This is a genomic window from Actinomycetospora endophytica (assembly GCF_021026375.1).
Taxonomy (GTDB): domain Bacteria; phylum Actinomycetota; class Actinomycetes; order Mycobacteriales; family Pseudonocardiaceae; genus Actinomycetospora; species Actinomycetospora endophytica.
Genome location: NZ_JAJNDB010000005.1, coordinates 463104 through 483434 on the forward strand (window position 1 = coordinate 463104; position 20331 = coordinate 483434).

21 protein-coding genes and 1 tRNA gene are annotated in these 20331 nt (G+C 74.1%); 11 read left to right on the forward strand and 11 right to left on the reverse strand.

All coding sequences use genetic code 11. The annotated features are described in order from the left end of the window. Positions 1 to 494: 494 nt before the first annotated feature. The 4 genes from LQ327_RS23130 to LQ327_RS23145 form a co-directional block, all read right to left on the reverse strand. Entirely contained in the window at positions 495 to 764 is a 270-nt protein-coding gene (locus LQ327_RS23130) for a hypothetical protein (protein WP_230738126.1), read from the reverse strand. A 637-nt stretch (positions 765 to 1401) separates the two neighbouring features. After that, entirely contained in the window at positions 1402 to 1758 is a 357-nt protein-coding gene (locus tag LQ327_RS23135) for a hypothetical protein (protein ID WP_230738127.1), read from the reverse strand. Positions 1759 to 2198: 440 nt separating this feature from the next. After that, positions 2199 to 2276, reverse strand: a tRNA-Ile gene (locus LQ327_RS23140). A 92-nt stretch (positions 2277 to 2368) separates the two neighbouring features. Continuing rightward, on the reverse strand, positions 2369 to 2755 hold the full coding sequence (locus LQ327_RS23145) for a VOC family protein (protein WP_230738128.1): 387 nt from the start codon (positions 2753 to 2755) through the stop codon (positions 2369 to 2371). Between the two features lie 361 nt (positions 2756 to 3116). Between LQ327_RS23145 and LQ327_RS23150 the strand changes: the two genes are divergently transcribed. The 5 genes from LQ327_RS23150 (at position 3117) to LQ327_RS23170 (ending at position 6572) form a co-directional block, all read left to right on the forward strand. Further along, entirely contained in the window at positions 3117 to 3317 is a 201-nt protein-coding gene (locus LQ327_RS23150; RefSeq protein WP_230738129.1) for a hypothetical protein, read from the forward strand. A 226-nt stretch (positions 3318 to 3543) separates the two neighbouring features. Next, positions 3544 to 3702 carry a hypothetical protein gene (locus LQ327_RS23155; protein WP_230738130.1) on the forward strand — a complete coding sequence of 53 codons (159 nt, stop codon included), beginning with the start codon at positions 3544 to 3546 and terminating at the stop codon, positions 3700 to 3702. A 109-nt stretch (positions 3703 to 3811) separates the two neighbouring features. Beyond that, positions 3812 to 4471 carry a hypothetical protein gene (locus LQ327_RS23160; protein WP_230738131.1) on the forward strand — a complete coding sequence of 220 codons (660 nt, stop codon included), beginning with the start codon at positions 3812 to 3814 and terminating at the stop codon, positions 4469 to 4471. 70 nt (positions 4472 to 4541) lie between these two features. Then, positions 4542 to 6179 carry an alkaline phosphatase D family protein gene (locus LQ327_RS23165; RefSeq protein WP_443611919.1) on the forward strand — a complete coding sequence of 546 codons (1638 nt, stop codon included), beginning with the start codon at positions 4542 to 4544 and terminating at the stop codon, positions 6177 to 6179. Positions 6180 to 6275: 96 nt separating this feature from the next. Next, positions 6276 to 6572 (forward strand): nitroreductase family protein, encoded by a 297-nt coding sequence (locus LQ327_RS23170; RefSeq protein ID WP_230738133.1) that lies wholly within the window; start codon positions 6276 to 6278, stop codon positions 6570 to 6572. 94 nt (positions 6573 to 6666) lie between these two features. On the opposite strand, the gene LQ327_RS23175 is transcribed toward LQ327_RS23170, so the two are convergent. Beyond that, positions 6667 to 7467 (reverse strand): enoyl-CoA hydratase/isomerase family protein, encoded by an 801-nt coding sequence (locus tag LQ327_RS23175; protein ID WP_230738134.1) that lies wholly within the window; start codon positions 7465 to 7467, stop codon positions 6667 to 6669. Positions 7468 to 7661: 194 nt separating this feature from the next. On the opposite strand from LQ327_RS23175, the gene LQ327_RS23180 reads away from it, so the two are divergent. Both LQ327_RS23180 and LQ327_RS23185 read left to right on the forward strand, forming a co-directional pair. Then, the gene (locus LQ327_RS23180; protein WP_230738135.1) at positions 7662 to 8804 is read left to right on the forward strand and encodes a metallophosphoesterase family protein; all 1143 of its coding nucleotides are present in this window, start codon (positions 7662 to 7664) and stop codon (positions 8802 to 8804) included. Next, positions 8801 to 11665, forward strand: coding sequence for an AAA family ATPase (locus tag LQ327_RS23185; RefSeq protein WP_230738136.1), 2865 nt, complete (start codon positions 8801 to 8803; stop codon positions 11663 to 11665). Before LQ327_RS23180 ends, LQ327_RS23185 begins: the two co-directional genes overlap by 4 nt. 115 nt (positions 11666 to 11780) lie before the next feature. Here the strand turns inward: LQ327_RS23185 and LQ327_RS23190 are convergent, their stop codons facing one another. Further along, a complete protein-coding gene (locus LQ327_RS23190) occupies positions 11781 to 12452 on the reverse strand; it encodes a 4'-phosphopantetheinyl transferase family protein (protein WP_230738137.1) in 672 nt (223 codons plus the stop codon). Further along, positions 12440 to 13342 (reverse strand): metallophosphoesterase family protein, encoded by a 903-nt coding sequence (locus LQ327_RS23195; protein ID WP_230738245.1) that lies wholly within the window; start codon positions 13340 to 13342, stop codon positions 12440 to 12442. Before LQ327_RS23195 ends, LQ327_RS23190 begins: the two co-directional genes overlap by 13 nt. Positions 13343 to 13425: 83 nt before the next feature. Between LQ327_RS23195 and LQ327_RS23200 the strand changes: the two genes are divergently transcribed. Beyond that, on the forward strand, positions 13426 to 14610 hold the full coding sequence (locus LQ327_RS23200) for an adenylate/guanylate cyclase domain-containing protein (RefSeq protein ID WP_230738138.1): 1185 nt from the start codon (positions 13426 to 13428) through the stop codon (positions 14608 to 14610). A gap of 209 nt (positions 14611 to 14819) precedes the next feature. Here LQ327_RS23200 and LQ327_RS23205 read toward each other — a convergent pair whose 3' ends face one another. The 3 genes from LQ327_RS23205 to LQ327_RS23215 form a co-directional block, all read right to left on the reverse strand. Beyond that, the gene (locus LQ327_RS23205; protein ID WP_230738139.1) at positions 14820 to 15047 is read right to left on the reverse strand and encodes a hypothetical protein; all 228 of its coding nucleotides are present in this window, start codon (positions 15045 to 15047) and stop codon (positions 14820 to 14822) included. Between the two features lie 50 nt (positions 15048 to 15097). Then, positions 15098 to 15559, reverse strand: a complete 462-nt coding sequence (locus tag LQ327_RS23210; RefSeq protein WP_230738140.1) for an SRPBCC family protein — start codon at positions 15557 to 15559, stop codon at positions 15098 to 15100. An 86-nt stretch (positions 15560 to 15645) separates the two neighbouring features. Next, positions 15646 to 17004, reverse strand: a complete 1359-nt coding sequence (locus LQ327_RS23215) for a hypothetical protein (RefSeq protein WP_230738141.1) — start codon at positions 17002 to 17004, stop codon at positions 15646 to 15648. 197 nt (positions 17005 to 17201) lie between these two features. Here LQ327_RS23215 and LQ327_RS23220 point away from each other — a divergent pair, with 197 nt between their 5' ends. Together LQ327_RS23220 and LQ327_RS23225 are read left to right on the forward strand one after the other, a co-directional pair. Further along, positions 17202 to 17849 carry a class II aldolase/adducin family protein gene (locus LQ327_RS23220; RefSeq protein ID WP_230738142.1) on the forward strand — a complete coding sequence of 216 codons (648 nt, stop codon included), beginning with the start codon at positions 17202 to 17204 and terminating at the stop codon, positions 17847 to 17849. Positions 17850 to 17876: 27 nt separating this feature from the next. After that, entirely contained in the window at positions 17877 to 18770 is an 894-nt protein-coding gene (locus LQ327_RS23225) for a hypothetical protein (protein WP_230738143.1), read from the forward strand. Between the two features lie 46 nt (positions 18771 to 18816). On the opposite strand, the gene LQ327_RS23230 is transcribed toward LQ327_RS23225, so the two are convergent. Then, a complete protein-coding gene (locus LQ327_RS23230; protein ID WP_230738144.1) occupies positions 18817 to 19590 on the reverse strand; it encodes a DUF1097 domain-containing protein in 774 nt (257 codons plus the stop codon). Positions 19591 to 19732: 142 nt separating this feature from the next. Between LQ327_RS23230 and LQ327_RS23235 the strand changes: the two genes are divergently transcribed. Then, on the forward strand, positions 19733 to 20221 hold the full coding sequence (locus LQ327_RS23235; protein WP_230738145.1) for a Clp protease N-terminal domain-containing protein: 489 nt from the start codon (positions 19733 to 19735) through the stop codon (positions 20219 to 20221). The last annotated feature ends 110 nt before the right edge of the window (positions 20222 to 20331 follow it).

The window sequence follows — 20331 nt, forward strand, 5'->3', positions numbered from 1 at the left end:
TTCCCTCCTGCTGGAAGTGGTGCCTGGGCGGCCTCGTTCCCTTGAACCGCCGAGGCATGACCCGGAAGCACCCTCGTAGGAGTATCCGATGGACGCATCCGACATCCACTATACGAACACCATCGGACGTCGGGGGTCAACACTGCCGGCCTCGACTGACCAGGTTGTTACTTCCAGCGTCTCCGGGGTCAGTCTCCGCGCTGACACCTGCGGATGACGTCTGCTTCGGCGACGACCAGCTCGGCGACATCGACGAGAGTCATCTGGAGCCTGTCGGACCACAGCACGAGTCGCTCGAAGCCCTCGGGGCCGAGAACCCCGGTCCGTTCGATGAGTCTGTCGAGCCTGCGACCGAGAGGGTCGTATGGATCGCCTGCGCTCGGCTCGGAAGGTGTCATTGCCGTCCTCATTCCGACTGCTCGGGTGATTGGTGCGGGTGCGCAGGCTCTGGTCCACCCGTAGGTGCGGCCGGCGGCGCGACCTCGAACTCGGCGCTAGAGGGGCCTGTCGTCGGAGTTGTCGCGGGTCTCGTCGGCTCGCAGCGACGCCAGCTCCCGCTCCTCCTCGCGCTTGTGCCGCAGCCCGAGGACCAGGAGCACCGCCCCTCCGATGAGGAGCACGGCGCCGACGACGACCGGCCATCCGAGCCCTTCGGAGCTGGTGGACGAGTCGCTGAGGCCGCTGGTGAGCAGCCCGACGACGATCACGACGACGCCGACCACGATGCCGGCGATACCGGCACGAACACGGGCGAGAGATTCCATGGTCATCCCTTCGGGGAGCGAGTGTCGGCGCGGCTACCCGATGCCCATGGCACGCAACCTAACTTTTGTAGATTTGGTTCTGGTCGACGAGATCGCCGTCGGTCAGAGCACCTCGCGGTACTGCGCGGTGGCGCCGGGGCGGACGGCTTCCTGCCGGTCCAGGTCCCGGATGAAGGAACCCCGGGCAGCCTGGCCGCTGGTGCTGGCGGACAAGATGGTTTGCGGCCCTTGCCGGGAGGGACGGCCGGTCGAACTCGTCGGGCAGGGCTTCTATCGCCATCTGGCCGGAAGGTCGCTAGGCACGACCCCGCGCCGTCGGTCACGCCGCAGGGCGACCCAAACCGCCGCCACCTCGCCGCTGACGCGAGCAGGTCCCGCTCCTGGGGGCTCCCCAGCACCAGGAGCGGGACCGCTCGAGAGAAGGGCCCCGCCGCTGCTCCCCCGAGAGCGCTCGTGCCCTGTGAGCCCCGGGGTGGCTCGTCGGTGACCAGCGCAAACCCCTCGGTTGAGGCAAGATCGGTTCAGGACCTCGATGAGACCGGAACTGGATCCCAAGTCGCGCGACGCAGCCGCCTGGCGGGCGCTTCCTCGAAGACGACGTCGTCGTCAGGCGCCCATCACCACGACGCGCGGACGCTCACGATGAAGGCTCGGAGTCTCCGGAACGCTCGAGGCAGCACACATGGTGGTCGCCCTGGTACGGGTCATGGCGAGCGTCGGCGACGAGAGCTTCATCCAGCCACCAGACCACCGTCCGTGCGGTCAGGCCGCGGACCGGCCGAAGGAGCGCGACCAGCTGCTCGATCGTTGACCGCGTCGCCGGACCTTCGAGGTGCGGTCCGCGTGCGCCCCAGCCGCTGAGCCTGGTGGCGAGCCCGACGACCTGTTCGCGGTTGGCACCGGCCAGGCCGCCGGCGACCAGGCTCTCCAGGTTCGCCAGTACGGAACGAGCGGCCACCCGCGCCTGCTCCGCCGCACGGCTGTCGTCGCGCATCCGGCGCACGTTATACAACCGCGGTCGGGACGACGGCCTCCTGCCCGGAAATCGTGGACGAAAACGGGATCCTGCGCGTTCGGGCCGAACAGGAAGGAGGGCTCTGCTCCTCGATGGAACAGAGCCCTCCCCGGCCGGCTGCCCGGCGGGCGAGCAACCGCCGTCGCTGGGGAGCCAGGCCGGTCACTGTTCCACGCGCTCGTGTGGATCACTCGCCCCGGTCCATCGAGCGCGGATCTCTCTCATGAGACCTTCACCCCGGAGCGCGCACATATCGCGTCGATCCTGCATTGACGGCGCCAAGGGGTGGGTTGGCAGTTCTCGGACGCGTAAGCCACCCGGTTGTGCACGGCCCCGTAACCCAGAGGCACGACGAGGGGAACGAACAGTGCCCATTGGCCCGCCCCGCCCGCACCCGGCAAGTCGCTGACCTGCGGAGATGGTGGGGCAGGTCGGGTTCGAACCGACGACCTGACGGATTATGAGTCCGCTGCTCTGACCGGCTGAGCTACTGCCCCCATGCGGCCGACCCTGCGCCTCACCCGGTCGTGCGCCGCGAGCGGGAGCCTACGGGAGCGCTCGGGGCGGTCCGCGACGGTCCCGACGCTGCTCAGAGGTACGGGCGCGTCGTCAGTTCCAGGTAGTGGCCCGACGGGTCGAGCAGGTACACGCCGCGGCCGCCGTGCTCGGTGTTGGTCTCCCCCGGACGGGTGCGCTGCGGGTCGGCCCAGTGCGCGAGGTCGGTGTCCCGGATCCGGGTGAGCGCGCGGTCGAACAGCTCCTCGTCGACCAGGAACGCGTAGTGCTGCGGCTGAATCTCGGGGAACGCCTCGGGCGACAGCGTCGCGAACTGGAAGAGCACGCCGCCGTCGAGGGTGATGTTGGTGAACGGACCCCAGCCGGGTGCCTCGTCGGCCTCGACGAGCCAGCGGTAGAAGCGGGCCGAGGCGTCGCGGTCGCGGGAGGCGACGATCGTGTGGTTGAAGCTGGCGGGCACTGCGGTGAGCGTAGCCGGGGCGGGCCGGTCAGCGATGGGCCGTTGCTGTCATCTGACGAGCGGACGGCGCCATCCACGCGCAAGCGCCGGGAGGCCGCGCGTGAACGACACGTTTCCCGGACATCAGGCGGAGATCACCGCGCGTGCGGAGCGCCGGAATCGTCCGTATCCGGTCATGAGCTGGGCGCAGGCGGCGATCACGAGCACGTCCGGTCCGAGTACGGATGATCTTCGTGTTACGGATGTCCGATCTGCGTGATCCCGGTTGGTGACGGTTCGTTGCGCCGGATGACACCCCCGCGGTGTCGTCCGGAGCAGCGGCGCTCCGGGACCGACCGTCCTGATCGGGAAGGACCCCCACATGCAGAAGCCCTCCGCCCGCTCCCTCCGGTTCGCGTTCGCGGCCGTCGCCGGCCCGGCGCTCGCCATCGGGATCGCGGCGCCGGCCGCCAACGCCGCGGAGGTCACACCCGTCGCGAAGTACCTCGACCACAGCGTCTCGGACACCGAGCACGAGGTCGGCGCGGCGATCGACGATCTCGGCCTGGAGGCCGCGAAGTAGCACCCACGGGGCCGGCGGACTCGGACACCGCCGACCCCACGAGGACCCGACCCGGACCGCTCCCCTGGAGCCCGGGCCGGGTCCTCGTACCCGTCCGGGACACATCTGAGCACCGCATTCGCCCGCGACGATCTCGTGACGACCCGTCCCGCCCTCTGGACACGGACGTGACCGGCGCCGACCATCGGATCCGCGTCACCGCCACGCACCGCCACGGGAGGCAGACATGCGACTGGGCCGCCGACTCACGTCCGGGATCGCCGAAGACCCGCCCGCCCCGACTCCCGTCACGCCCGCCGTCGCGGACGACGACGCGCCGACGCCGGTCGTCGAGGCCCGGGCGACGTCCGACCGCGTCCCGGACCCGGCCGTCTCCGGGAACTGAGCTGAGCGCGTTCGGAGGACGCGCTCTCTTCGGCCGCCGGGCCGACCGGCCCGAGCCGGACGTCCCGGCCGACCGTCCCGCCCTGCCCGGGTGGAAGATCGCGTACCCCATGCTCTCGGCCGACGGCGGCGCCGTCGGCTTCAACGGCGTCGCGCTGGGCCGCAGCCAGGTCTACGGCGCCGTCGCGGAGGCGGTGTGCGTGCAGTCCACGCGGCACCGCTGCCCGTCGACGTGGTGCGACTGCGGGTTCTACTGCTTCCACGACGCCGACCAGGCGCGCGCCCTGGCCTGCGACGAGCAGTACGACCGCAGCGTCCTGCTCGAGATCCTCGCGTCCGGGCGCTACGTCTCCTACGAGCTCGGGCTGCGCTACCAGCGCCAGACGGTGCGCTCGGTGCGGATCGGGCGCTGCCGGTGCGGACGGACGTCGGCCGCGCTCGACGACGTCGGGGGTGGCATCGTCGGATGGCGGCGGCTCGAGCCGGTGTGCCGGGAGTGCGCCGGGCGCCGCGCGGTGCTGTCGCTGGAGACCTTCGGCGCGCTGTCCGGCGTGCCGGTGCGGGTCGACCACGGCACCGGGCACGCCCCGATGGCTCCGCTCGCCCCGCTCGACGAGGCGGACCGTGCGGATCTCGAGCCGCACGAGAGTGCCGTCCCCGATCTCTCCCCCGACGCCGAGATCCCGCTCCTGACCGCGGAGGTCACCCTCCTCCAGGCCCGGCTCGACGAGCTGCAGCGACGACTCGGGCGACTCACCGACCGCCCGTAGCGGGGCACACCCGGCGTCGTGGGGTAGATCTGCGGGCGTGACGGCGACCGGTAGGCAATCCCCCGGCCTGGTGCTGGGCCCGATTCTGCGGCACGTGGGGACGAGGACCGCGACGGTATGGGTGGAGACCGCCGGTCCCGGCGTGGTCGAGGTGCTCGGGCACCGGGCGCCGACCTTCGCCGTGCAGGAGCAGCACTACGCGCTCGTCGTCGTGCGGGATCTCGACCCGGGCACGTGCCGGACCTACGACGTACACGTCGACGGACGGCGGGTGTGGCCCCTCGAGGGCTCCGGGATGCCGCCGAGCCGGATCCGCACGCGCCCGACGTCGTCCGTCGTCGCCGACCCGGCGCCGCAGCGGATCGTCTTCGGATCGTGCCGCTACCCTCCGACGGGCGACCCGGAGCTGGAGCGCGGCCTCGGCGTCGACGCCCTCGACGCCTACGCCGCGCGGCTGCTGGCGCGTCTGGAAGGCCTGGCCGACGACGACGGCGCCGCCGCGGAGCTGCCCGACGCGGTCTGCCTGCTCGGCGATCAGATCTACGCGGACGAGACCACGCCGCGCACCCAGGAGTGGATCCGCTCGCGGCGCGGCGTGGACTCCGGGGCGGGGCTGGAGATCGCCGACTATCCGGAGTATGCGCACCTCTACTCCGAGACCTGGTCGGATCCCGAGGTCCGCTGGCTGCTCTCGACGGTGCCGACGTCGATGATCTTCGACGACCACGACATCCGCGACGACTGGAACACCTCGCAGGCCTGGCGCGCGCAGATGGCTCAGCAGGACTGGTGGCCGGCCCGGATCCGGGCCGGGCTGGCCTCGTACTGGGTCTACCAGCACCTGGGCAACCTCGACCCGGACACGCTGGCCTCGGACGCTCTGTACCAGGCGGTGATCTCGGCCGACGGCGACGTCTGGCCGCTGCTCGGGGAGTACGCGGCGCGGGCCGACGCGGCCGTCGGGAACCCGGAGGGCATCCGCTGGAGCTACCGCTGGGACCTCGGCCGGACGCGGCTGCTCATGATCGACTCGCGGTGCGGGCGGGTGCTGAACGACGACGAGCGCCTGATGGTCAACGACGCCACGTTCACGTGGATCGAGGAGCAGGCCGCCGAGGGACCGGACGAGGTCGACCACCTGCTCCTGGGGTCCTCGATCCCGTGGCTGATGCCGCCCGCGGCGACCCAGGTGCAGGCGATGAACGAGCGCTCGGCCGCGGCGGGGAGCGGGGTGGCCGAGCGGCTGCGCCAGGCCGTGGACCTCGAGCACTGGCCGGCGTTCCGCGCGTCGTTCGACCGGCTGGCCCGGCTCGTGGAGCGGGTGGCCTCGTCGTCGTCGGCGCCCGAGACGATCTGCGTGCTCTCCGGCGACGTCCACCACTGCTACGCCGCGCGCGCCGGGTTCGCGACGCCGACGCGCTCGCGGGTCTACCAGCTGACCTGCTCGCCGGTGCGCAACGGCGTCCCGTGGTTCATGGAGTACGTGTTCGCGCTCGGGTGGGTGCGCCCCGTCGTCGCGCTGGTCCGCCGGCTGGGGCGCTGGTGGGGCGTGCCGGAGGAGCCCGTGACCTGGGATCCGATCGGCGGCCCGTGGTTCGGCAACGCGGTCGCGACGCTGGAGATCACCGGCCGGACCGCCCGGGTGCGCTGGGAGCGCTCCGGGCGGGACGGGCGGTTGGAGCCGGTGGCGGACCTGCCGTTGACGTAGCTGGTCAGGCGGTCTTGCGCTGACGCAGCAGGAAGGCGCGCCGCCAGAGGAGCTTGCCGGGTCCCTTGACCATGCTTCCACGAGCACGTCCCGACGGTGCTGCCGTTCCGCCCGGAGATGCGCGAGGTGCTCGAGGAGAACGACGGGATGCGTGAGCACATGTCGACCTACGGCTCCACCCTGCAGGTCGCGTACTTCATCCTCGGCGTGCGCGCGCAGGGCCTCGCCGCGGGTCCGATGGCCGGGTTCGACGGCGAGGCGATCGACCGCGAGTTCTTCGCCGACGGCCGGTACCGCACCAACCTCGTCGTGAACATCGGGCACCCCGGCGAGGACCCGTGGTTCGGCCGGCTGCCCCGCCTCGACGCGGACGAGGTCCTCACCTGGGCCTGATCCCGTTCCGGTTCTGCGCGAGGGGACCCTTCGGTCGGATAGAGCGACCGAAGGGTCCCCTCGCGCAGTTCCGGGCGGCGCCGTTCCGGGCGGCTCAGCGGCCGGTGAAGGTGGCCTTCCCGTGGCCCTGCTCGACGAACGAGTCCATCGCGCCGCGGAGATCCTCGGTCCCGAACAGGGCGCCGGCGATCTCCGCGGTACGGGCGTTCGCCTGGCCGAGACCCCCGACGGCGAGCTCGCGCAGGATTTCCTTCGTGGCGGCGTGCGCCTGCGTCGGTCCGGCCGCCAGCGAGCGGGCGAGCTCGCGCGACACCGTCTCCACCTCGTCGTCGGGAACCATCCGGTCCACCGCGCCCCAGCGCTCCATCTCGGCCGCCCCGAATCGTCCCGCCGTCATGACGAACCACTTCGCGCGGCCCTGCCCGACCCGCTCGGCGAGCCGCTGCGTGCCGCCCATCGCCGGGGTGAGGCCGACGGTCGCCTCGATCAGCCCGAAGCTCGCGGACTCGCCCGCGACGATGAGGTCGCACGCCAGCGCCAGCTCGAACGCCCAGGTCAGGGTGAGTCCGTGCGCGGCGAAGACCGTCGGGAACGGCAGCAGATGCACTCGCTCCCCCAGCTCGACCAGCTCGGCGAAGTAGCGGCGGCCGCCCTCGACGTCGTGCGTCTGCGCCAGCGGGAGGAACGTCTCGCGGACGTCGACCCCGCCCGAGACGACCTTCCCCTCCGCGCGGAACAGCGCCCCGCGCGGACGCTGCTGCTCCAGCGCCGTGACCGCCTCGTTCAGCGAGGTGTGGAGATCGCGGTCGTAGAGGTTGAGCGGCGGGTGGTTCACGGTCACGACGGCGAGCTCGGGGTCGCTGCCGGTCTCGACGCGCACAGGTGGGGTGCTCACCCGTCGGACCCTGCCACTTCGCCTGCGGCATGTGCGTGCGTTTCCGTGTCCCAGCACGGAAACGCACGCACATGCGCGGCAGCGCGAAGGCTGTCAGGGGGCCGTGCTCTCCTGATCACGACGGCGGCGGGGTGTCGCCGTCGGGTCGTCGGTCCGGACGGCCTACGGTCGGGGCCGGCGTTCGGGAGGTGAGCATGCGCTTCGTCCACACGGCCGACTGGCAACTGGGCATGACGCGGCGCTTCCTCGGCGCCGGACGCCCCGGTCAGGCGGCCGGCGAGGCGCAGGCCCGGTTCGCGCAGGCGCGCCTGGACGCGGTGGCGGCGCTCGGGCGGGTGGCCGCCGACGAGGGCGCCGCGTTCGTCGTCGTGTGCGGGGACGTGTTCGAGTCGAACCTCGTCGGGCCGGACGTCGTCGGCCGGGCGTGCGAGGCGCTGCGGGCGTTCACCGTGCCGGTGCTGCTCCTGCCGGGGAACCACGATCCGGCGGATGCCGCGCTCGTGATGCGCCGGGCGGACTTCGCGCGCCGCGCTCCGTCGCACGTCACGGTGCTCGACCAGCCGGGGATCCACGAGGTCGCGCCCGGCATCGAGGTCGTGGCGGCTCCGTGGCCGTCGAAGCGCCCGCTCTCGGACCTCGTGGCCGACCAGCTGCGGGCGCTCGAACCGGCCGGGCCCGGCGTCGTTCGGGTGCTGGCGGGCCACGGCGCGGTCGACGTGCTGTCCCCCGACGCGCACGATCCCGCGGTGATCCACACCGACCAGTGCCGTGCGGCGCTCGCGGACGGCCGCGTGCACTACGTGGCGCTGGGCGACCGGCACTCCACCTGGGCGCTGCCCGGGGAGTCGCGCATCAGGTACTCCGGCGCACCCGAGGTCACCGCGCACGACGAGACCGATCCCGGCAACGTGCTCGTCGTCGACGCCGACGCGGGTGGGGCCGCCGTCCGGCCGGTGCGGGTGGGCCGGTGGGCGTTCACCCGGGAGCGCGCGGTGCTCGACACCGACGAGGACCTGGCGGCGCTGGACACCCGCCTGGGCGCGCTCGCCGGTCCGGAGCGCACCGCACTGCGCCTGACCTGCGAGGGCACGCTGACGCTGCGGCAGCGGTCCCGGCTGGACGACGTTCTCGCCGGCCACACGCCGGTGCTCGCCTCGCTCGAGGTCGACACCGCCGAGCTGGTCACCCGCCCGGACGACGCGGACGTCGAGGCCCTCGGGCTGTCGGGTTTCGCCGCCTCCGCCGCGGCCGAGCTGGCGTCCGAGGTCGAGGACCCCGAGGCGCTCGACGCCCTCGCCCTGCTGCACCGGCTCGCCGCCACCGGGGGTGAGCGGTGAGGCTGCTGCGCATCCGCCTGACGAACTTCCGCGGGGTCCACGACCGCGAGGTCCAGCTCGCCGAGCAGGGCGTCACGGTGCTCGAGGGCGACAACGAGGTCGGGAAGACGTCCACCGTCTCGGCGCTCGACCTGCTCGTCGACTTCCGGGACTCCTCGACGGCGGCCGAGGTCCGCGCGGCCGCTCCGGCGGGGCGCGACGCGGGGCCCGAGGTCGAGGCGGAGATCGTCAGCGGGCCGTACCGCGTCGTCTACCGCAAGCGCTGGGTGCGGCGGAAGCTCACCGAGCTGACCGTTCTCGCCCCCACGGCCGAGCAGCTGACCGGCCGCGAGGCCCACGACCGGATGCTGGCGATCCTCGACGAGACGATGGACCGCAGCCTCTGGCGGGCGCTGCGGGTGGAGCAGCACACCCCGCTCGGGCAGGCCGACCTCGGCGGCCAGGACGCGCTCACGCGGGCGCTCGACCGGGCGGCCTCCGGAGTCTCCGGCGCGGGCGCCCCGCCGGGTGCCGACGCCGCCGCCGAGGACCTCGTCGAACGGGCCCTCGCCGAGGTCCGGCGCTACCACGGCGGCAACAACCGCCCGGTCGGTCCGCTGCGCGAGGCGAACGAGCGGCTCACGGCGGCCCGTGCCGAGGCCGAGGCGGCCGAGGCATCGGTCGCCGAGGTGGAGCGCGACGTCGCACTGCGCGCCGACCTGGACCGCGAGGCGTCCTCACTCGCCGTGGAGCGCCGCAGCCACTCCGAGCGGGCACACGAGCTGGAGGACCGCTGGTCGGCGTTCGAGGCCCGCCGGCTCGAGGTCACGGCGGCGGCCGAGCGGGCCAAGGCGGCGCGCGAGCGCTCGCGGCGGGCGACCGACCGGCAGGCCGAGCGCGCCCGGCTCGTCGAGCGCGCCGGGGATGCCGCGCGGGCCGCGGAGACCGCCGACGCCGCCATCGCCACGCACGAGGAGCGCGACGCCGCGCGTCGCTCCGACCGCGACGACCAGCAGGCCGCGTGGGAGACCGCGCGCGCCGCCGCCACCGAGGCCGACACCGCGTCGCGGACCGCCGACGATGCGCTGGCCACCGCGCGCGACCGCGCCGAGCTGGCCGACCTCTCCGAGCGCCTCCGTCGCGCCGAGGCCGCCGAGTCGGCCCGCCGCGAGGTGGAGCGCGCGGCCGCCGGTCCCACGGTGGACGCCGCGGCGGTGGAGTCGTTGGAGGAGCTCGACCGTGGGGTGGTGCGCGCGGAGGCCGAGCTCGCCGCGGGCGCGGGCACGGTCGAGGTCGTGGGGCTCGACGGGGCCTCCGGGGTGACCGCCGACGGTGAGGCGGTCGCGCCCGGGGAGACGCGCAGCGTTCCCGTCGCCGGACCGGTGACGGTCGGGGTGCCGGGTGTGGTCGAGGTCCGGGTGCGCCCCGGGCTCGACGGCGCGGAGGCCCGACGCCGGGTGGAGCAGGCCCGCGAGGAGCGCGACCGGGGCTGTGCCGAGCTCGGGGTGGCCGACCTCGCCGCGGCCCGCGCCGCACGCCACGCCGCCGAGGACGCCGCGGGACGGATCCGCGAGCTGACCGCGGTGCTCGACCGCGAGCTGGGTGGGCGCACCACCGCCGACGTCCGCGCCGAGGTCGACCGGCTGGTCGAGCGGCTGCGCCCGGAGCCGGCCGCCGACCCGCGCTCCGCGAAGCGCAAGGGCCGCCAGGCACCGGACGGCCCGGCGCTGTTCGACGACCCGGCGCACGTCGAGGATGCCGACGGGCCGGACGCCGAGGCGCGGACGGCCCGGGCCGCCGAGCTGGAGGCGCTGCGACGGGAGGCGGCGCAGGCCCGGGAGGCGGCCGGCGAGGCCCGCCGCGCGGCCGAGGAGGCGGAGCAGGCCTGGCGGCGGTACGACGACGCGGTCCGGGCGGCCGAGTCCGAGATCGCCGCGGCCCGCACCACCGGGGCCGTCGCCCGCAACGACGCCGACCGCCTCGCCGCCGAGCTCGCCGACGCCCGGACCGCGCAGCCCGACGACGCGCTCGACGCCGAGGCCACCGACACGCTCGCCCGCGCCCGGCGCACGGAGGCCGACCACGAGCAGCGGGCCGCCGCGCTCGCCGCCGACGACCCGGACACCGTCGAGGCCCTCGTCGTCTCCGCCCGCCGGGCGACCGAGGCGATGACCGAGCGCAGCGGCGAGGTCGAGCGGCGACGCGCCGAGGTCACCGGACGACTGCAGATGGCCGGGGGCGAGGGCCGGCACGACCGGCTGACCGCCGCGCGCGACGAGCTCGCCGCCGCCGAGCGCGACCACACCTCGGTCACCCGGCGCGCGGCCGCCGCGACCCGGCTGCACTCGACGCTGGCGCGGCACCGCGACGAGGTCCGACAGGCCTACGTCGCGCCGTTCCGCCGGGAGGTCGAGCGTCTCGCACGGATCGTGTTCGGGCCCTCGCTGGCGTTGGAAGTCGACCCCGGGCTGCGGATCGTCGCCCGGACGCTCGGCGGGGTGACGGTGCCGTTCGAGGCGCTCTCCAGCGGCGCGAAGGAGCAGCTCGGACTGTGCGCGCGGCTGGCGGTCGCCGCGCTGGTCGACGCCGAGGACGGCGTGCCGGTGATGATCGACGACGCGCTCGGGCACTCCGACCCCGCCCGCCTCGAGCGCCTCGCCGCCGTGTTCACCGCCGCGACCACGGGGACCACCCATCAGGTCGTCGTGCTGACCTGCAGCCCGGCGCGCTACCGCGGGATCGGCGCTGCGCGCACCGTCCCGCTGTCCCCCTCGCTCCCGCCGCCCGCTGCGGTGCCGTCGGCCGAGCCCGCGCCGGCGGAGGACGCCATGTCGGATGAGGCGACCGGGTCGGCCGAGGACCCGCTGCGCGACGCCGGCTGACGCTCGTCGCCGACCCACCCCCACTCTCAGCTGATCAAGAGCACACCTGACAGCTTCTGCCGCGAAATTCCTGCGCAGTGTGCTGTTGATCAGCGAGGCGAGCCGCGAGAGCCCCTCAGCGAGCCGGCAGCGCGATCGCCGTCACGAGGATCCCGCCCTCCACGGCCCACCGCCCGGAGAACGACGACACCACCGCCCCGTCGACCACTGGCCCCTGAACCAGCAGCCGCGCGAGGAACGTCCCGTCCGGCGACGGCTCGAGCTCGGCCTCCTCGAACCCGAGCCAGCGGCCGGTCAGCGGGAACCAGGTCTTGTAGACGGACTCCTTCGCCGAGAACAGCAGCCGATCCCAGGACACCTCGGGCGAGGCAGCCGACAGGCGCGCCAGCCCGGCCCGCTCCGACTCCGAGGACACCGCGTCGAGGACCCCGTCGGGCAGGGCGTCGTGGGCCTCGGCGTCGATCCCCACCGAGCGCACCACCGATCGCCACGCCACCGCGGCACCACGGAACCCGCGGGTGTGCGTGATCGAGCCGACCACCCCGTCGGGCCAGACGGGCGCCCGCTTCTCCCCCACCGGCACGGCCGCAACAGGAGCCCCGAGCGACGCCAACGCCGACCGCGCGCACGAACGCCCCGTCGTGAACTCCGCGCGCCGCGATTCGACGGCCCGCTCGACGGCGGGCTCCTCGCTCGGGTGCAGTGGCCCGGCGTCGTCGTCCGACACGCACGCCACCGCGACCACGGGCGCCGGGAGCACCGACGACAGCAGCTCTACCGCCCCCACGGCGCCCCCTTGGAGATGGCCCACGCCGTGAACGGATCGTGCTCCTCCACCGGCGGCGCCGGGAGGATCTGGCGCAACGGCCCGCGCACCAGTTCGTGGTTCTGCCATTCGCGCGGGTAGCCGACCGAGACCTCCTCGAAGCGCACCCCGTCCTCCCAGGTGGTCCGCGGCAGGTGGAGGTGGCCGTAGACCACGCAACAGGCGTCGTGCTCGACATGCCACCGGGCCGTCTGCCGGGAGCCGCACCACAGGGCGAACTCCGGGTGGCGGAGGATGCGCAGCGGCAACTCGGTGAGCGGCCAGTGGTTGATCAGCACCGTCGGCATCCCGGCGGGCCGCTCCGCCAGCCGGGCCCGCGAGATCTCGAGCCGCTCGGCGCACCAGGCGGACGCGCCCGGATGCGGATCCGACGACATGAGGAACTCGTCGGTGCACACCACCCCGGCCTCGCGGGCGACGTCGAGCGCCGCCTTCTCGTCCAGCCCGACCATGTCCGGGCGGACGCGCCACGAGTAGTCGTAGAGCAGGAACAGCGGGCAGATCAGAGCGGGTCCGCCGTCGCCCTGCCAGACCGGCCACTCGTCCTCCGGGGTCAGCACCCCCAGCGAGCGACAGATCTCCACCAGATACGCGTAGCGCGCGGGCCCGACCGCGTCGACCTCCTCGTCCGACGGGGTCCACAGCTCGTGGTTGCCCGGCACCCAGATCACCCGCTCGAAGCGGCCGGCGAGGATCGAGAGCGTCCACCGCAGGTGCTCCACCCGGTCGCCGACGTCGCCCGCGACGATGAGCCAGTCGCCCGGGTCGGTGGGATGCAGGTCCTCCACCACCGCCTCGTTCTCGGTGCGGTTGACGTGGAGGTCGCTGGTCGCGAGCAGGCGGGGGGCCATCAAGTGATCACGATAGTCCGCCCCGGCGGTGACCACCGAGGCCTTCGCGAGCCATCGGGCGACGCCTTTGTCACGATGACGAGGTGCCGCCCCGTCACTCGACCTCGCTCCCGATCCCGCAACGCCTGCGCTCGGCGATGGCGGAGACCGAGTACGACCGCGCCGGTCTGCTCGAGGGCCTGTCGGGGGCGCAGCGGCGCACGCGGGTCGAGGTGCTGCACGCGCTGGCCGGGGACGGGGTCGGCCTGGAGACGATGCGCGACGCGATCGAGCGCGACCGGCTGGGGCTGCTGCTGCTCGAGCGCACCCTGAATCCCGAGGACGGCTGGTCGATGACCTCGATCTGCGCCCACACCGGCCAGGACCCCGAGGTCGTCGCGAAGTGGTTCCGCGCGCTCGGCCGTCCGGTGTCCGCCGAGCCCGACGAGCCGATCTACACCGACGAGGACGCCGAGATCGCCCAGCGGATCGAGCACTACCGCGCCCTCGGGTTCGACGACGAGGACATGATGCCGGTGGTCCGCGCGATCGGCCGCGGCGTGCTCAACATGGCCGACGCCCTCGGCTCGATGATCGGGGAGGCGCTGCTCGCGGCCGGCGAGCCCGAGCCGGAGTCGGCGCTGCGCTACGCGATCGAAGCGCGCCGGTTCGCCGAGGAGGACGCGCTGCACCTGACCCACCTCGTGGCCGTGGCGCTCGCGGACCGCATCCGCTCGCACGCCGTCGCCGTCGAGGAGTCCTCGGCGGGCCGGATGCAGGGCGCGCAGGAGGTGGCGGTGTGCTTCGCCGACCTGGTCGGGTTCACCGACCTCGGCGAGAACGTCTCGGCCACCGAGCTCTCCGAGGTCGCCGAGCAGCTCGCGGCGTGCGCGACCGAGGTCGTCACGCGGCCGGTGCGGCTCGCCAAGACGATCGGCGACGCGGTCATGCTGGTCTCCTCGGACACCGTCGCGCTGGTCCGGGCGGCGGTGGAGCTGGCCCGCCGGTGGGCCGAGTCCGACGACGGGCGCCCGGACGTGCGCGTCGGGTGCGCGACGGGCATCGGCGTGCCGCATGCCGGCGACTGGTTCGGCCCGCCGGTCAACCTCGCCTCCCGGGTGACGGCGACGGCGCGGCCGGGCCAGGTCGTCGTGACGGCGGCGGTGCACGACGCGGTCGTCGAGCGCATCGGCGAGGACACCGAGTTCCGGTGGCGGGTCGCCGCGCCGCGGCGGTTCAAGGGCATCCGGGGGGCGCAGCGCCTCTACCGGGTGTCCGCCGCGACCTGACAGAGCCCGACCTGACCGCACGTGGCCCGACAGAAAGAGAGCCGAGGTCGACGGCGATCCGCTCCCCAGCGACCGCCGCCGACCTCGGCCCGTCAGCGTTCCCCGAACGCCGACACCAACCGTCCGTCGGTGAAGCAACGGTGAGGCACAGAACACGTCCGCGTCCAGCTAATACCCTCGATCACCACACGAGTTCACCCACTGGAGTGCTACTCGGGCTGCCTCGTCGCGTGTTCGGCCGCCCGGAGGCGCAAGAGGTTGACGGCGACGGTCATCGACGTGATCACGCCGAGCATGAACACGACCGCGCCCACGATGGTCGAGTTGCTCAGGACGAGCAGCAGGCCGACCACCAGCAGGACGGCGGCCAGGGCCCAGCCGCCGAGCAACAGACGCATCTGCGAGATACCGAGCCTCGCCGCGAGGCGCTCCACCATGAATGCACCCTACGTCAGGTCCGTGCCCACTTTCCGGGAGAGAACGCGCATCACACCGGGCTGCGGCCGTGGGCGGCGAGCCGGCGCTCGAGGTTCTCGAGGACGCCGTCGTGGATCCGCGCCAGCCCCTTCGGCGCGAACATCCGCTCGAAGAACCCGCCGATCCCGCCCGCGCCGTTCCAGTGCGTGTCGACCTCGACGGTCGCGGCGCTCGGCCCCTCGGGCCGGACCCGCCACGTCGTGACCATGCTGGAGTTGCGGTCGGTCTCGACGAGACCGCCCGCGGGATCGGCGGCGACGTCGACGAGCTGGTCCCGCTGCCGCTTCGAGGTCGCCTGCAGCACCCACCCGACGACGGTGCCCTCCCCGCCGCCCCCGGACTCGACGCGGTAGTCCCGGTAGTGCTCGGTCAGGATCGCCGGCCGGGTCTCGCGGTAGTCCGAGAGCGCACCCAGCACCTTCTCCGGGTCGGCGGCGATCGTGCGGCTGACCGTGGCCCTCACCTGCGCCATGGCGGCTCCTCCCTCGGGGGCTCCCCGCTGGGCCCCGTCGTGGTGCCCTGCCTACTCCCCCGCGGCGACCCGCGCACCGGCCGGGCTCAGCCGGCGGCGATCCCCGCCGGTCGCGGAGACAGCCCGACGAGACGGTGCCGGCCGCGCCGGCCGGCCGCGGACGGCGACGGGGACGGGGAGGGCGAAGACGAGGGCGACGGCCGGGACTCCGCCACCGCCGTCGTCGGGCGGGCGGCCGGAACCGAGTCCGGTGTGCCCGCCGGGTCGAGGGCCCGGACGAGGTCCGCGAACCGGGCCACCCGCACGGTGCGCCCGTCGGGTTCGGTGAGCACGGTGTCGTCGTAGCGCCGCCCCGGATCCCCGTCGAGCCGTTCCCGCACAGCGTCGCGGACCCGGGTCGTCGTCGGGCGCAGCGTCGGCTCGTCGGCGAGGCGGGCCGCGGTGCGGTGGGCGAACACCGCGCGCCCGTAGGGGCTGGCGATCGTGAGCAGGAACCGGTTGCGGTCCACGTAGCCGGTCGGCCGGCCCTGCCCGTCGATGAGCACGACGCCCGCGCAGTCCTGGTCGTCGGCCAGCGCGTTGCGCACGTCGTCGCCGGTGGCGGTGTCCGGCACGACGGTGGCCGTGCGGGCGACGTCGCCGAGGGTCACCTCGCGGTCGGGGCCACCCGCGACGGCGTCGACGACCTCGACCTCCGGCTCGGTGGCCCGCAGCCGCGACGACAGACCGGGCGCGAGGGTCGCCTGCGCGGGCAGCGCGGAGGACTGGTCGGCGGCCAGGATCGGGCCGGACCCCACCTGCGCTCCCCGGCGGCGGAGCTCGCGCAGCAGCCCCTCGTCACGCACCCCGTCGGCGACGAGCACCGCGACCCCGGCGCGGGCGAGCGTCGTCGTCGCCTCCAGCGTCGCGAGCGCGCAGGGGTCCCCCGCCGCGACGCCCGCGAGACAGGCCGGGTCGAGCACCAGTTCGTCGGGGGCCAGCCGGACGATCTCGGGCGGCGCGAACCCCGAGGCCGGCAGGGCGATGCCGAACCCGTCCCGGCGGGCCTGCCCGATCCCCTGCTCCAGCGCCGCCGTGGACGCCGACCGGGCGCGGGGGCTGAGCAGCAGCGACACCCCGGCGCCGCGACCCGCGCCGTGCAGCATCGCGGGCCGGACGGCCCGGAGCCGGTGCGGCGCCCACGCGACGGCGTCCGCGGCGACCGGGAGGTGGACGGTGGCCGACGAGGTCCCCGCCGCCCGGGCGGCGTCGAGGACGTCGCCGATCTCCCGGTCGATGCGGTCCTGGAACGGCTCCTCCTCCCCGGCACCTCGGCCGGGCCGGCGCTCCGGGAGAACCGCCAGGAAGCCGACGATGCGTCCCGAGGTGAGGTCGAGTCGCGGGACGAACGAGCTCGCCCCGGTGGACAGGTGCGGCGGCGCCGCCGGCGTCGAACTCGCCGTCACGGTGGCCTCCCCCGAGTAGTCGGTTCGGTCGCACCGGAGTGGACCGTTTGACGCAACCACTGTCACCCGACGTGGCGTGAACAGCGGCCAACGGTCCATCACCCGCGACCAACGGCCGAGCAACACCAAGGTGTCACCCACCGTGTTCCCCGCGGCCACGCAGAGCAGTCGGCCGCGCCCGCTGATAGGCATCTCCCATGGCGCGTGAGCTGACCCGACTGGACGAAGCACGGCAGACCGTGGCGGAGCATTCCCGACGACTGGTCGCCGACCGCCTCGTCGCCGGGACCGCGGGCAACCTCTCGGTGCGCGTCGGCGACCTGCTGGCGGTGACTCCGTCGGGCGTCGCCTACGACACCCTGACCGGCGACGACGTGTGCGTGGTCGATCTCGACGGGTCGGTCGTCGACGGGACCCTGAAGCCGACCAGCGAACTGCCGCTGCACCTGCTCTGCTACGCCCGCCACGACGCGGGCGCGGTCGTGCACACCCACTCCGGGGCCGCCGTCGCGCTGTCCCTGCTGCGTGACGATGTGCCCCTCGTCCACTACCAGACCGCGATCTTCGGCGGCACCGTTGCGGTGGCCGAGTACGCGCCGTTCGGGACCGACGAGCTCGCCGCGAACGTCTCCGCCGCGCTCGCCGGACGTACCGCCGCCGTCATGCGGCACCACGGCACCGTCGTGCTCGCCGGCTCGCTGCGCGCCGCCTACGACGGCGCCGCTCACCTCGAGTGGCTCTGCGAGGTCTGGCTGCGCGCCGCGGCCGTGGGCTCGCCGCGGCTGCTCTCGACCGAGCAGGTCGACGACGTCGCCGAGCGCCTCCGGGACTACGGCCAGCGCTGAGGCGACGGCGGGTGGCAGGCTCGCCGCGTGGGCCGTGCCGGAACCGTCCTGCGCCAGGCCGGGCCACCGCTCCTCGCCGCGGCGATGCTGCTGGCGGCGAGCGTGACCGGCCGGCGGGCCGTGCTCTTCCCCGAGGCGGTCGCCCTCGGGTACGGCGTGTGGACGCTGCGCCGCGAGGCGTGGGCGCGACCGGTGCCGCTGGTCGCGGTCCCCACCGCGTGCGCCGTCGTGGGGGCCGCGTGCGCCTGGGGCCCCGGCCCGCGCTGGGTGTGGGTGGCCGTGGCGCTGACGATCGCGGTCGGGCTCCTGCAGTGCGTGCACAGCCCGCTGATCCCGGCGGTCTCGGCGGCGGTGCTCCCGGTGGTGTTCGGCGTCCGGGACCTCACCTATCCGCTGGCGGTCCTCGCCTGGTGCGGGGTGCTGGCGCTGACCGTGCTGCCCCGCCCGGGACCGCGTCGCCCGACGACGTGGCCCGCGGGCCGGGTCGTCGGGTTCCTCGCCGGGGCGGTCGTCTGGATCCTCGGCGTCGGGGTGCTCGGGGCGCCCGCGCTCGCCGTCGCACCTCCGCTGCTGGTCGCGGGCCTCGAGTTCACCGTGACCGGCGGGACGGTGTGGTCCTGGCGAGCCGCGCGGCGGGTCCTGCTCATGGGCGTGGCGGGCGCGGTCGGCGCGCTCGCCCTCGCCTCGGGCGGGCCGGCACCGGTGACGGGAGGGCTCGCCGTCGTCGTCGTGATGGCCTTCGCGACGGTGCTCGCGGAGCCGCTCACGCCCGCCGTCGCACTCGCCGTCGTCCCGTTCGTCGCCGACGTGGGCGATCCGCTGCTCGTCGCCCTGGCCTTCCTGACCGGCGGGGCGGCGCTGACGGTGCTGCCCGCCGCGGCCGCGCGGCTGGCATCCGGGCGCTCCACGGCGTCGGGCTGAACCGCCCGCCGACGACCGGCCGGCCGTCGGCGGGCGTCCACCTCGTTCAGGCCACCGCCTTCGCGGGCGCCGCGGCCGGCGTCCTGGTCGTCGCGCCGATCAGCTTCCCGACGAGGATGCTGCCCACCCAGCCGTAGAGACCGCCGATCACGAACGAGATCAGCATGACGGTGAACGGGCCGGTCTTGAACGCGAAATCCGTACCCGACGCCGAACTGAGCAGGCCCCATCCGACGGTCATGGCGAATGCGACGACCGCGCCGGGAACGAATTCGAGCAGCGGCACGAGCGCCCCGAGGATCAGCACGAGTGTCCCGGCGCCGACCACGACCCCGGTCATCGCCGCGCCGGAGACCGTTCCCACCACGATCAGCGTGACGGTTCCCATCACGACGCCCCAGACGGTCGCGGGTACCGACTTCTTCAGCGCCGGCAGGTCGCCACCTGCGGCGAAGTACAGCGCAGCCCCCATGAAGGTCGCGGGGACGAACAGGCCGAGCGCGGCCAGGGGACCGACGTAGAGCCAGGTCAGCACACCACCGACGACGCCGATGACGATCGCGAGGGCAACAGGCAGTTTCACGGGAACGGTTCCTTCCGACGTCTGCCACGCGTGCGCTGGGTGGCGGAACAACGAGGGGTCGGACAGCAGAGTGCTGGGAGTCCGAATTCCCCACAACAGCTCCGCGGTGTCGTCATTCAACGTTTTCCGGATGACACCGCCCTGACATTTCCCGCCGATCGGTCGTGGCCGGTGTAACTGCTTCGGCTCGCCGGCGACGTTTCCATTCCAGGGTGGTTGCACACGGACCGCGAACACGTGACGAATGTGTCGGCGCACGGCGTCGTCGACCCGCCCGGGCCTCGTCACGGCCCGCGCCCGGCCGACCACCCCGGGTTTCGTGACCGGATCGAGTCCGGATCCGGGGTCATGATCAGCCCGTCTCGCGCGATGGACAGGTGTGGCTCGGGGACGGACGGGGAGCGCGTGGTGGCCCGCGCTGGTGCTCGCGCGGGCGAGCGCGGCGGCGGCGGGCACCCGGACGGTGGGGACCCAGCACGTCCTCCTGGCGCTCCTCGCGACCGACGGAGACGCCGCGGCGGTCCTCCGCCGGGCGGGCGTCGACCGCGCCACGGTGCAGGCCGCACTGCAGGGGATCACCGGCGTCGGAGCCAGGCCGGGCGTGATCCCCGTCGAGCGGGTGTCGGTCTCACCACGGGTGGGAGCGCTGATCCGGCGCGCCTCACAGGGGACGCTGGGCGAGATCTCCGACCTGGCCGTCCTGGGCGCGCTCCTCGACGACGGCGGCGAACCGTCGGTCGTCCAGCTCGCACTGACCTCGCTGGGTGCGCGACGCCGCGTCCTGAACGCCTACGGGTCCGCCACCGCTGCCACCGCGGTCGCTCCGACGCGGATCGGCCATTCGGACGGAGATCTCGTCGCGGGGTGAGGGCTCTGGGCCGTCACCTGCAGCCCTGTCGCCTCCGCCCGACCGACACCCCTCCGCACTGCCTAGGCAGATGATCTTCGCGAGCGCGGCGGGGTCCGGGCCGCACTCGG